Annotated in this window: 10 protein-coding genes; 6 read left to right on the forward strand and 4 right to left on the reverse strand. The window is 39.0% G+C overall.

From position 1 onward, the window contains the following. The 3 genes from AN486_RS07655 to AN486_RS07665 form a co-directional block, all read right to left on the reverse strand. Positions 1-1,967 (reverse strand): filamentous hemagglutinin N-terminal domain-containing protein (locus AN486_RS07655; RefSeq protein WP_290599980.1); only part of this gene is annotated, 1,967 nt, incomplete at its 3' end. Then, the gene (locus AN486_RS07660; RefSeq protein ID WP_290599981.1) at positions 1,964-3,868 is read right to left on the reverse strand and encodes a ShlB/FhaC/HecB family hemolysin secretion/activation protein; all 1,905 of its coding nucleotides are present in this window, start codon (positions 3,866-3,868) and stop codon (positions 1,964-1,966) included. The genes AN486_RS07660 and AN486_RS07655, both read right to left, overlap by 4 nt. A gap of 492 nt (positions 3,869-4,360) precedes the next feature. Then, on the reverse strand, positions 4,361-6,577 hold the full coding sequence (locus AN486_RS07665) for a CHASE2 domain-containing serine/threonine-protein kinase (protein WP_290599982.1): 2,217 nt from the start codon (positions 6,575-6,577) through the stop codon (positions 4,361-4,363). A 1,393-nt stretch (positions 6,578-7,970) separates the two neighbouring features. On the opposite strand from AN486_RS07665, the gene nifB reads away from it, so the two are divergent. The 6 genes from nifB (at position 7,971) to AN486_RS07695 (ending at position 12,921) form a co-directional block, all read left to right on the forward strand. Beyond that, complete coding sequence (nifB, locus tag AN486_RS07670; protein ID WP_290599983.1) at positions 7,971-9,410, forward strand: nitrogenase cofactor biosynthesis protein NifB; 1,440 nt, start codon at positions 7,971-7,973, stop codon at positions 9,408-9,410. A 101-nt stretch (positions 9,411-9,511) separates the two neighbouring features. Then, positions 9,512-9,856, forward strand: coding sequence for a DUF362 domain-containing protein (locus AN486_RS07675; protein WP_053540241.1), 345 nt, complete (start codon positions 9,512-9,514; stop codon positions 9,854-9,856). A gap of 164 nt (positions 9,857-10,020) precedes the next feature. Then, positions 10,021-11,226, forward strand: coding sequence for a cysteine desulfurase NifS (nifS, locus tag AN486_RS07680; RefSeq protein ID WP_039201671.1), 1,206 nt, complete (start codon positions 10,021-10,023; stop codon positions 11,224-11,226). A 108-nt stretch (positions 11,227-11,334) separates the two neighbouring features. Beyond that, positions 11,335-12,234 carry a Fe-S cluster assembly protein NifU gene (gene nifU / locus AN486_RS07685; protein ID WP_168694822.1) on the forward strand — a complete coding sequence of 300 codons (900 nt, stop codon included), beginning with the start codon at positions 11,335-11,337 and terminating at the stop codon, positions 12,232-12,234. Positions 12,235-12,443: 209 nt separating this feature from the next. Next, complete coding sequence (locus AN486_RS07690; RefSeq protein WP_053540239.1) at positions 12,444-12,626, forward strand: AAA family ATPase; 183 nt, start codon at positions 12,444-12,446, stop codon at positions 12,624-12,626. A gap of 70 nt (positions 12,627-12,696) precedes the next feature. After that, positions 12,697-12,921, forward strand: a complete 225-nt coding sequence (locus AN486_RS07695) for a hypothetical protein (RefSeq protein WP_053540238.1) — start codon at positions 12,697-12,699, stop codon at positions 12,919-12,921. 95 nt (positions 12,922-13,016) lie between these two features. Here AN486_RS07695 and AN486_RS07700 read toward each other — a convergent pair whose 3' ends face one another. Next, complete coding sequence (locus AN486_RS07700; RefSeq protein WP_053540237.1) at positions 13,017-13,565, reverse strand: DUF5131 family protein; 549 nt, start codon at positions 13,563-13,565, stop codon at positions 13,017-13,019. Positions 13,566-13,662 lie beyond the last annotated feature (97 nt).

The following is a 13,662-nucleotide window of genomic DNA, read 5'->3' on the forward strand; positions in this document are numbered from 1 at the left end:
TTTTCCTGGTATGCGTTACCTTGATTGTCGTAAATTACGTTACTGTCAAAAATAGGTTCGTTATTTTCACCCTTAGCATATCCAGAAATATTGATACTATCTGTCTCGTTTATCTGAATAAACCCAGCAGAACCCTGACCATAGGTACTAGTAGAAATCACACCACCATCTTTCAGGTTTAAATTAGAGGTGTTTATATCAATAAAACCACCATTACCCCTACTAGCAAACGTTTTTACCTCACTCTCAATCCTAGAAGAAGCAAGTTTGTTTTCCTGGTATGCGTTACCTTGACCATCTATTAAGGGAGAAGAAGAGTAAAAAATAGGTTTGTTATTTTCATCCTTAGCATATCCAGAAATATTGATACTATCTGTGGCGTTTATCTTAATATCCCCAGCATAACCCTGACCATAGGTACTAGTAGAAATCACACCACCATCTTTCAGGTTTAAATTAGAGGTGTTTATATCAATAAAACCACCATTACCCCTACTAGCAAACGTTTTTACCTCACTCTCAATCCTAGAAGAAGCAAGTTTGTTTTCCTGGTATGCGTTACCTTGATCATCTATTAAGGGAGAAGAAGAGTAAAAAATAGGTTTGTTATTTTCATCCTTAGCATATCCAGAAATATTGATACTATCTGTGGCGTTTATCTTAATATCCCCAGCATAACCCTGACCATAGGTACTAGTAGAAATCACACCACCATTTTCCAGGTTTAAAGTATTAGTCTGGATAAAGATCAAACCACCATCATTTTGTCCAGAGTCGCTAAATACATCACTAGATATCCATCCTCCATTTTTCACTGTGACATCATTGGAGGAATAGATGTTAATATTTCCGGCTATACCAAATGTATTGCTATTATCGTTATAAGCATCAGTAGAAATGAAACCACCATCAACAATTAAGTTAGAAGTCTCAATACGGATATCCCCAGCATAACCCGTACCGCCACTTAGTACGGTACTCTCAATCAAAGCACCTCCAGAAATATTGATCTCATCGGCTTTTATATTAATTTGACCAGCATAACCCGTACCAAGGAAACCTACATTGTTTGATACAGACGAGTTATGTAGAGTAAATAATCCAGAATTATTAATCTCAATATCCCCCGCTTGAGCATTTGCTGAACCGGATAAAGCGTCTATTCCTGCAATTAACCTACTATTTTCCATTGTCAAATCGTCAGAATTAATAGTGATGCTACCACCACCACTAGCGCTGACATCTATAAAAGCATTATTGGTTAAACTGACATCCCCTCCTTTTAATATTACCTGACTTCCCCTTGAGAGAATCCCTCCATTATCAAAAATCACTTTCCCAGAACCGGCATTTAACCACAGGATTTTGTCTTGAGGAACACCCAAACCAGAACCAGAAAGATTAGAATCTTTTACGGTGATATCCCCAGGATTATTGCGGAAACCTAACCCTACAGGAATATTCACAGTTAACAACGGTGGCGCTGTGGGATTAGTGGTAGTAAATTGATAATTATCAAAAATAATTCTATCCGCAGTGGAGGCGACAAAAGAACCTTTGACATCTAACTGAGCATTTGGACCAAAACTAATACCATTGGGATTAATTAAAAACAGGTTAGCATTACCTAACACCCCTAAAGTTCCGAAAATATTTGACCGACTGCTACCAGTAACCCTGGTTAAAATGTTGTTAATATCAGCAGGGTTACTAAAATAAACTCCCCTACCAGCATCTACATTAAAATTAGTGAAACTGTGAAATAAATTAGTACCACGGGTTGCTCCTCCCTCGATGATATCACTGGTAAGTCCATTAACAGTATCACTTCTGGTAGTAGAACCAACGGTATTATCTGGTGTCAGTTGCGCCTTAACTATCCCAGGATTAGCAGCGACAATTAAGCCAGTGACAATCTGTAATATTAATTGTTGAATTAGGGTTGTTCCAGATAGGTTAAGCTTCATAATCTTGACTCCACAGAGAAGTATAAACGGTTTTCTGATGATGTTTTATCCTGAGAATTCAGATCAATTAGAGTATGTCCCCAATCAATACGAGCCTTGAGTTGATCTGATTTCCACTGTAAACCCAGACCAGCACCGACCAAAGAGCCATCTTTGTTGGTATTACCAGGATTTATATTCTTAGTGTTACCACTACTCCATCCCGTGCCAAAATCTACAAAGGGAATAAGAGATAATCCACCTTGCTGATTGACTCTACGTATAATAGGAAACTGAAATTCTGTAGATAGTAAGAAGCCATTATCCTTTAATAAAGCATCCTGACGATAACCCCGGACGCTGGATAATCCCCCTATACCAAACTGTTCTAGAGGTACAAGACTCTCTTTGCTCAACTGTAAGTTAGAACGCACTGTCAGTAACATATCATTTTGGCGATTTAAAGAACGTACGTATTGTCCCTGTCCACGCCATGCGAAAAAACGACTATCGGGAATACCGTTATTATTGGTAGTAGCATCCAATATCCCTAGTCCAAAATTAAATTGAGAATAAAGACCTAGTACAGATTTTGAGTTGCGTGTCACCCAATTTTGAGAAAAGGCAATTTTAGAAATGCGAGTTTCACCGTTGTCATTTGCACCAATAGACAAAGGAAAACCGTCTGGACCAAGTTTAGTTTTACTGATTTGTCGGGAAAAGGCTAGACCTAAACCCAATTCTTGACTAGGAGTTTGCCATAATGGTTGATTAAAACCTACTTCGTAGTAACTGGAGTTACCAGTAATATCTAGTTGATCAAAGGGTGGTTCTGTGACACTAGTTCTGGTGACTCCTCCAGAGACTTTAATTGTCCCATTGCGGGGATTTAGTGGTAAACCATAGCTGACATCTAAGGCGTTGCTACCATCGGTGTTAGAGTAACTAAGACTAAAACTATCACCCCAACCAGACAGATTATTGTCGGTAATTGTCGTTCCCCGTCGCCAACTACCGACACTGGGAGCGCGGCCGTTATTGGTGAAAATATCAATATGAAAGGTATCTGCTTCTTTGACCGTAACTTCTAACACACTTAAATTCGGTCGCACTCCCTGTGATATTTGTGCAGAAATATCCTGAATTTGTGGGTCAGTTTTCAGCAGTTGTAAAGCCTGAAGAATGCGCTCTTGATTGAGGGGAGCTTTTGTGCTTAAACCCAACCGGGAACGAATATAATCAGGTTTTAAGCGTCGAGTCCCTTTAATAACAATATTTTCGATGCCTCCTTCAATAATTGTCACCTTAACTATTCCCCCTTGAGCGGAAATATTTTGAGGCTCAATCACCGCCGCAGAGTTGATATAACCCTGATTCCGGTACAGGCTATTTATGCGAGATTCTACTGATATTAAATCAGGAAATGTAATTTCTTGATCAATTAAATCATTGACTGCTGATCTTAATTTTTCCTGGGTAAAGGCTGTATTACCAACAAATTCAAATCCCTTGATATTCACAGTCCCCGGAATATTTTCCAAAGGAGAGGGAGTGACTGGAGAGGGTGGGGTTTCCAGTTTCGGTTCTTCTGTGGGTTGGGGAGTGGGTAGAGGGGGTTCAGGTGTCGTTAATGTGGGTCTGGTGGGGATTTGACTAATGATTGATTGTGCTTGAACAACCCCTGCATTCATCAACCCCAAGGAAAAGATCCCAAAACAAGCCATACCTACCCAAGCTGTTTGAGTGGCAGATAATACAATCGGGAAACTATGATTAGGTGGGTAAATTTTTAGGTTTTGAGGGTTTCCATGGGCGAAAATCCCTGATAGTAAGGAAAACCTGGCCGAGATGCTGGTAATATCATCTTGGCAATAATGCTGTTGCTGATAACTAACTCTCACACTGGATGCTGGCGGCAACATGGAATAACTCCCAAGTTTTTCAACACCCTCAGTATACGATGAATCGTAATTAATTTCACAAGTATTAATTTAAAATATGGTTAAAATTTATTAAATATCTTTGAGAATTAGCCTTATGTGGCTACTTTTCTTTAGTTCGCTTTTGTGAAAGGATTTACCCCCCTTAGTCCCTTGTGAAGAGTGAAAACAAAAATCCAGTTCCTATACTGTTCGGTTAACGAAAATTTCCACGTAAACAACCTATTGTATAAAACCAACAAATCATTGAAAATGTTGGGTTTCGTTCCTTAACCCAACCTACGTATTTTTGTTTTTTAGTCTTAACCGAACAGTATTGAGTCCCCTCCCCTTTACCTACGGTGTACACACAAGTTAAATTACCCCCCTTAGTCCCCCCGATGTATTGGGGGGAAACCGGAAAATCAAGTCCCCTCCCCTTTACAAGGGGAGGGTTAGGGTGGGGTAATTTAATATACCGCTCTCTCCTCTGACTTAATTAAGATCTTCCAGGATCTCCTTAACTGACTCATATCTTTTGGTAAAATCAATACTTACCATCTTATTTAAGACTCTAACCAATTCGTCATTGTCATTGATAGTTGCTATTCGTTGCCAATTTTGCAAAGTCACCTCACCTGTGGGAGATGTGTTAGCAATGACAATTAAACCCGTATTCCCATGTCTCCGAAAATCTTTGGGAGTTATCCCTGTTAAGGCTTGGATAGCGATAATTCCCAAAGCATAAATATCACTGTTTAATCTTGGCATTCCATTCAATTGTTCACCGGGTGCATAACCGGAAGTACCAAACCCGATAGTTAAATTATCTGGAGTCTGCTGTTGAGGTTGGATTTGTTTAACACCACCAAAATCAATCAAAACAATCTTATGATCTTCTTTTCGCCTGATTAAGTTATCGGGTTTAATGTCTCGGTGAATGACACCATAACTATGGACAAAAACGAGTACCTGTAAAACCTCTTTGAGGATATTGATTACCTGATCATAGGAGCAACATATCCCAGGAGTTAACTCCTTAGTCAAAGTATGACCCTCAATATATTCCTGAATTAAATAAAATTCCTGATTTTGTTCAAAGAATGCTAATAATTGGGGTATTTGTTGGTGTTTTCCCAAGGTTTCCAGAATAGATGCTTCATTATTGAATAGACGAGTAGCTATTTTCAAGTATTCTGGATCTCGTTTGGCCGGACTCATTTGTTTGACAACACAGAGAGGATTTCTGGGCCGTTGAGTATCTGCCGCTAAATAAGTTTTACCAAATCCACCACCACCCAATCTCTCAGTAATTTGATAACGTCCTTTGAGGAGGGCATTGTTGTTTAATGGTTGTCCCGTAACATAATTGATATTATTATCATCGCCATTGGTCTGATGCGATCGCAACTCTTCAATCGCCTTTGCTTGTTCCTCTAATATTCCCCTGATTTTTTGTTCTTCTTGCTTACTTGCATAATTACTGTAGGCAATTACGGCATTAGTTGTCAAAATTAAACTCAGTGCTGGAGCAATCACTGGCAACCATCCCGCTTGAGTAAAAATAATAAAATTACCAGCAAATAGAACCAGCAAGGATATAGTTTGCCCTATACCTAAGCCTAATGGATGACGAATGCGGCAGGCTAAAAATCCACCAATGACAGACCATGTTCCTATCCAGAGGAATTCACCCCAAAGAGGTAAAAACCAAAATAAAGGCTGGTTGTTTAAAACGGCGCTGAGAATCTCACTAGTAATTTGTGCATGAATTTCTACCCCTGTCATTCTCCCAGAATCGTCCGCTTTTCCAGAATTAAATGGGGTATTAAAAACATCTTTTAAACTCGGTGCTTTAGAACCTACCAAAACAATCCTGTCTTTAACTAAGTTGGGTTGAATTTTACCCGTAAGTATGTCCGTAAGAGTAACTTGTGGGGCAATCTGACGGTGAGAACGATAATTGAGAAGAATTTGGTATCCTTGGGCATCTGCATTTTCATAACCACCAGAGTGAGTTTCTAGGGGTTTAAAAACAACATCCCGTAGTTTTAGTTCTTGTTTAGTTGTTAATTCGGGTTGAATACCGCCAACTGCTAGATATTTTGTGGCTAATTGCCAGCTTAAGGAATAGGGAGTTTGGCATTTATCAGACTTGTCCACATTGACTGAAATCAAATTACGGCGAATAAAACCATCAGTATCTTCCACTAGGTCACTAAATCCTACCTGTGATGGTTCTACACCTTGAGGTGAGGCAATACCAGCACTGTTACTGTCAGCGTGTTTACAGACTGGGACGATTATATCACTTTGCTGTAGGCGTTGTAGTAGTTTTTCGTGACCGGGTTGTACTGGTAAGTCACGGAAAATGTCTAAACCAATGGCTCTGGGTTGATATTGTTCTAGTTTATCGAACAACCGATCTAAAGTTTCACTGGATAAAGGCCAATTCCATTTTTGCAGGTCTTCTTCCGTTATACTGATGATTAATAGTCGCTGATCTGGACCTTGATCAGGAAGTAGTTGTACCATCTGATCATAGATTTTCAATTCTATGGTCTCTAATACTTGCAGTTTCTGAAGTCCTATAACTAAGACTGTAACCGCACCACAAATAATCACTGGTTGGTTTCGGAATTTTAGGAAGTTTGACAACATTCTCATCAGTTTATTGATGATATTGGAGTCATTTAAAATAGTCCTTTCCATACTTTTTCAACTTAGAAACGATACTTAACTAGCTTGAATATATTTGAGCGGAAATCTGGAAAAGTTAAGGCGTTGCATAATGGCTACATTTCTACAACGCTTATATTAGACATCTCCAGAAATTAAATGTGCGTATCCTAGAACTCTTGTAGAGACGTTCCATGGAACGTCTCTACATTCTTTTTTGGAGATGTCTACTGTATAACCGATCTGGCATTACTATAGAGTATAATATATTGAAGATGGTTTTGTGTAACCAACTCAAAACTCTTCAAATACCTTCTAAGGGACTTCCAATTAAAAAAATACCCAAAAATTTCTTGTGGTGCGGGGCGAAAAGCCCGCTAATCATCAAGGACGGGCAGGATGCCCATCCCACAAAATTGGGTAATTTATTTTTTGGTGTTCCCTAAAACCCCTCTCCAAACCTCTCCTTTGCACCTCTCCCTAACCCTCTCCTAAGAGGAGAGGGAAAAGGAATAATATTTAATACTGGAGAGGCTTTGAACCTTGTTCTTTGTATGATAAAAAAGTCCAGCTTCTAGTACAAAACGGCGTAAATAAACCAACCATTCTAAATCCTCCAAAAGCCTATACTGTCTTCATTTTGACTTTTGACTTTTGACTTTTGACTTCCGCCTTGCGGTACTAGCCGTTTTGAGTATAAGTCCTAATAATGATCAAAAAATTAAATCTTTTGCAAATTATCTGCATTAATATAGATGGTGTAATTAGGCTGTATTTATTGTATAGCAAGCAATACAGCTATAAAAATATCATTAATAATCGAAAACTTAAAAAAATATAAATTGCATTTTTACTCTAAAAAAAAATGATAGGTTGTATACAGAATTGAATTTCGCACGTATTTGGAGTAATCGGGTTGATTTTACTCCAGTTTTTTAACCTCAAATCTCTGAATAACAAGAGTTTCTAGGAGAATTTCCAGGAAAGTTGAGTACAGTCGAATATCAAGAAAATTCGCTAAAAATATAGCCAAAACCCTTACAGATATTGAGTTTGAGATGAGTACAAAGAAATCCTGAACCCCTAACTATAAATACTCGTACCCCTAACTATAAATACTCGTACCCCTACCCGAAAAAATCTTTTTTAATTTTTGTATCGTTGCAATGCAAGGATTTAAGGATTTGAGTACAAACATAATAAATCCAATAAGTTCTATCCTGGTGTAAACCAAGGAGGGCAAAAAAAAGGGCTGCTATAAATCATTTATCGCCAATCACTTAACGCTCCTTAACAAAACCAAGTTAGCAGTCAAAAGTGAGTGGAGGGATGAGATTAGCACCATGTCTAAAATCATTTAGATATTGGCAGTATTGACAGCATCTCCCACAGTGGCTCTCAAGTCCACCTCCAACAGCGAAATTCAATGACACTACCTGCTACAGATATTCTCACCTCCGACTTTCAGAATGCCATTATCGCCCCTGCTACATCTGCTGCTTGCGGTTGCGACAGCACCACAACTCCAGAAATGGATGAAAAACTCATAGAACGCATTTCTAAACACCCATGCTATAGTGAAGAGGCTCATCATCACTATGCACGGATGCACGTTGCCGTTGCTCCAGCTTGCAATATTCAATGTAACTATTGTAACCGCAAGTATGATTGCGCTAACGAAAGTCGTCCTGGAGTAGTGAGTGAATTACTCACACCGGAAGAAGCTGCCCATAAAGTGTTAGTAATTGCCGGAAAAATTCCTCAAATGACTGTGTTGGGAGTTGCTGGTCCTGGTGATCCTTTAGCTAATCCAGAAAAAACTTTTCGGACTTTTGAATTAATTGCCGATAAAGCACCAGATATTAAATTGTGCTTATCTACTAACGGTTTGATGCTAACAGAACATATTGATCGCATTAAACAATTAAATATAGATCACGTTACTATCACTCTTAACACTATTGACCCCGAAATAGGTGCAGAAATCTATTCTTGGGTTCACTATAAACGCAAACGTTACAGAGGGGTTGAAGGCGCAAAAATTCTTCTAGAAAAACAATTGGAAGGATTGCAAGCTCTCAAAGAAGCTGATATCTTATGCAAAGTTAATTCTGTGATGATTCCGGGAATTAATGATAAACATTTGGTAGAAGTTAATAAGGCTATTCGTGAAAGAGGCGCATTCTTACATAACATTATGCCGCTAATTTCTGCACCAGAACATGGGACTCATTTTGGTTTAACTGGTCAACGTGGACCAACAGGAAAAGAACTGAAGGAAGTCCAAGACAATTGCTCTGGTAACATGAAAATGATGCGCCACTGTCGCCAGTGTCGAGCCGATGCGGTAGGATTATTAGGAGAAGACCGTAGCCAAGAATTTACTAAAGATAAGTTCATGGAAATGGCTCCAGAATATAACTTTGAAACCCGTCAAGAAGTTCACGAAGGGATTGAGAAATTTAGAGAAGAAATTAAGGCTGCCAAAGATAAAGCATCAACTGGCAAAAAATCTGCTAATAGTCCTAAAATCTTAGTTGCAGTAGCAACAAAAGGTGGTGGATTAGTTAACCAACACTTCGGACACGCGAAGGAATTTCAAGTGTATGAAGTTGATGGAAATGAAGTCCGTTTTGTTAGTCACCGCAAGATTGATCAATATTGTCAAGGTGGTTACAGCGAAGAAGCTACCGCAGATAATATAATGAAGGCGATCGCAGATTGTAAAGCAGTCTTGGTATCGAAAATAGGCAATTGTCCCAAGGAAAAACTAGAAGCAGCAGGAATAAAAACTGTTGAAGCCTATGACGTAATTGAAAAGGTTGCTTTAGAATTTTACGAGCAATATGTTAAGGCTAACGGGTAATAGGTAATGGGTAATAGGAATGGGTAATATGTTCCAATCACCAATCACCAATTACCAATCACCTATTACCTCTTCACCAATTCCCACAAAGGTAAATAATCATGGCTTACGAAATTACTAGCCAGTGTATTTCCTGCAAGTTGTGTTTATCTGTTTGTCCTACCGGTGCAATTCAAGAAGTTGACGGTAATTACTGGATTGACTCGGAACTTTGCACAAATTGCGCTGGTAGTATTCACACCGTACCTCAATGTAAAGCCAGTTGTCCTACTGTTGATGGTTGCATTAAACAACCTAGTGATTATTGGGAAAGTTGGTTTGCTACTTACAACCGTGTGAGAGCAAAGTTAACCAATAAGCAAGACTATTGGGAGAATTGGTATAAATCTTATTCCCAAAAGATTGCCCAACAATTGCAAAAGCATCAAGGACAAATAGTTATATAGGTGACAGGTAACAGTTAAGAGGAAATAGGGAATATTTATATTGATCTTTCTTCTGAATTTCTGACTCCTGTAAGGGCGAAGCATTGGGAAAATAGTCTTGGACAAAACCGATAATTTATCGCCCGAATGCTTCGCCCCTACTTTATACTTTTATATGGAAAATCATGCAAAATAATTGTATCTATCTTGATAATAATGCCACCACTAAAATAGATCCTCAAGTTGTTGAGGCGATGATGCCTTATTTGACGGACTATTATGCTAATCCTTCTAGTATGCACACTTTTGGTGGACAACTTGGGAAGGCTGTAAAAACAGCTAGAGAACAAGTAGCTGCTTTACTGGGAGCAGATGAATCAGAAATTGTTTTTACCAGTTGCGGAACTGAGGGTGATAATGCTGCTATTCATGCGGCGTTATTAGCTCAACCTGAAAAACGTCACATCATCACTTCCCAAGTAGAACATCCGGCAGTTTTAAATGTCTGCAAACAATTAGAATCTAAAGGTTATCAAGTTACTTATTTGTCAGTAAATGCTAAGGGACAAATAGATTTGAGTGAGTTAGAAGCTTCTCTAACTGGTAATACTGCTTTGGTGACAGTAATGTATGCCAATAATGAAACCGGCACTATCTTTCCAATTGAAGAAATTGGTGCTATGGTTAAGGAATACGGCGCTCTCTTCCACGTTGATGCAGTGCAAGCGGTAGGTAAAATATCCTTGAATATGAAGACCAGCACCATAGATATGTTAACTATATCTGGTCACAAAATTCATGCTCCTAAAGGTATTGGTGCTTTGTATGTGAGACGTGGGGTTCGTTTCCGTCCTCTATTAGTTGGTGGACACCAAGAACGAGGACGCAGAGGCGGTACAGAGAACGTTCCGGGAATTATTGCTTTAGGAAAAGCTGCGGAATTAGAACTGTTACATTTAGAAGAAGTAACTCAGAGATTAACAAAGTTGCGTGATTATTTGGAACAGTCTCTTCTAGCTAAAATTCCTGATTGTGAAGTAAATGGTGATGCCAAAAATAGATTACCAAATACTACGAATATCGGGTTCAAATATATTGAAGGTGAAGCAATTTTGCTTTCTTTAAATAAGTACGGTATTTGCGCTTCCTCTGGCTCTGCTTGTACTTCTGGCTCTCTAGAACCTTCTCATGTTTTACGAGCTATGGGTTTACCTTACACTACTTTACATGGTTCGATTCGCTTCAGTCTTTCTCGCTACACAACTGAAGCTGAAATTGATCAAGTAATTGCCGTAATGCCAGAAATTGTTGACCGTCTTCGAGCTTTATCTCCCTTCAAAAATGATAATGCTGATTGGTTACAACAACAGTCAATGGTCAGTAGTCATTAGTCATTAGTCATTAGTAGTTAGTCATTAGTCAGTGGTCAGTTTTCATTTACTACTAACTAATGACAAATCACCAATCCAAAATCTAAAATCCAAAATCTAAAATTAACTATGTGGGACTACACTGATAAAGTATTAGAGTTATTTTACGATCCTAAAAACCAGGGTGCAATTGAAGAAACTGGCGAAGCTGGTGTGAAGGTGGCAACCGGTGAAGTAGGAAGTATTGCTTGTGGTGATGCTTTAAGATTACATTTGAAAGTTGAAGAAGCAACAGATAAAATTCTCGATGCTCGGTTTCAAACTTTTGGTTGTACTAGTGCGATCGCATCTTCGAGTGCTTTAACTGAAATGGTCAAAGGTTTGACTTTAGATGAAGCTTTAGGAGTAACAAATAAGGAAATCGCTGATTATTTAGGTGGTTTACCTGAAGCAAAAATGCACTGTTCTGTTATGGGTCAGGAAGCTTTAGAAGCTGCCATTTATAATTATCGTGGTATTCCTCTAGAGGCACATGACGATGAAGAAGGTGTCCTCATCTGTAGCTGTTTCGGAATAACTGATGCTAAGATAAAGAAAGCAGTTGCACAAAACAATCTCTTCAGTGCAGAGCAAGTAACAAATTATGTAAAAGCTGGTGGCGGATGCGGTTCTTGTTTAACGAAGATTGATGATATAATAAGAGAAGTAAAGCAGGAAGCCGCCAACAAAAATCTCTACAACTACAGGGCAAACGCTAAAACAGAAATTCTCAGTTCAGAGCCACAAAGACCACTAACTACAGTTCAAAAAATTGCTCTGATTCAAAAAGTATTAGATGAAGAAGTCCGACCCGTTTTAATCGCCGATGGGGGAGATGTAGAACTTTATGATGTCGAAGGCGATAAGATTAAAGTCATTCTTAAAGGTGCTTGCGGTTCATGTTCTAGCAGCACAGCCACTTTAAAGATTGCGATTGAAGCGAGATTACGCGATCGCATCAGTAAAGAAATTATTGTCGAAGCAGTTTAGAAATTAGTCATTAGTCAGTGGTCATTAACAAAAAATAACTGACAACAAACAAAAATCCTACAACCCAATAAACACCATGAACACCACCAAATTTTCTGTAGAGCGATCGCCTCCATAGATAGCGACGTTCTACAAACGCTCACCGCCGTAGAACTTGGCCGTGAGAACCAACAAAACCACCAATCAACTAATTCTAGGAAACACGAACAATGACTGAAGAAAAAATTAGACAGATAGCTTTCTACGGCAAGGGCGGTATCGGTAAATCTACCACTTCTCAAAATACTTTAGCCGCTATGGCTGAAATGGGTCAACGCATTATGATCGTAGGTTGCGATCCTAAAGCTGACTCTACTCGTTTTAACAATTTGGACACCTCTCACAGCCACTGAGATTTACGCTTACCGCGAACTCCTGTAATCCTGTAATATAGATATCGTCGGTACTAGAGAAACGACAGCTATGAACCCTATTTTGCAACAAATTCAACACCATGCCGCCGCTCTAGAACAAAAAGCACGAGAGAAAACGCCTATCACTTCAAACCAAGTAAGGCGCGAAGGTTTGGCGCAAGCATTGGCGCAGGCGGTGGCGTTAAATCCTTTTGCAGAAATTGCTGATCCAGTTGTTTGGCAGCGTGAACAACGTCAAGATCGCAATTTATTCGGGAGAGACGATGCTGATTGATAGCAATTTGATTATTTATGCTACTCAGCCGCCATATTTTATTTGTATTCTTTGAGTTGCAACTTTTGCAGTTATTCAACCTTTGATTATCTTGATTAGACATTTGGAAACTCCCTAATTTGTAAATCTTCTGGAAATTCAGATAAAATTCCACCTTTTTTATCGCTGATTTTATAGGGTTGGTTATTCAATATCGGTTTAGCACCAAGTTGTTTGATAAATGGAGGAATGTTGGCTTTTTGGCATTGATTCAGCAGCGAACGTAAATGTTCAAGATGAGTAGTTCTAGCATTTGCCCCTGACTCTCCCCCTAATATGACCCAATATAGTCTGGGAGCGCATTGATCACAAATTGCCGCACCACATACAGGATAAGCATCAACACCGTATAGTTGACTTTTTTCCTTTCCGCAACCATCACAGATACCCGCACCAATGAACTCGCTTAACCATTCTGATAAATCAATGTCTTCCAGAACCGGTTCACAACTGAGAAACCGAATCTTCGCAGGGGTTTTCAGTAGATAATAAACGTCTTCAGCGTCTTTCTGTGTGCAAACTGAATACCCCAACCACAGATGATCAAATGGTAACTTGAGTTCCGTTTCCTCTAAGAATCTGCAACGCCAATTACAGGTGATCAAGATTTGTTGATTCTTTATCCTTATCGGGGAATATTACCAATTTTAAGCCCGTCGGATTTTGTTAGGGGTGATGTTGACTGAAAAGTACCTTTAAAAG

Source organism: Anabaena sp. AL93 (genome assembly GCF_001672085.1).
GTDB lineage: Bacteria > Cyanobacteriota > Cyanobacteriia > Cyanobacteriales > Nostocaceae > Dolichospermum > Dolichospermum heterosporum.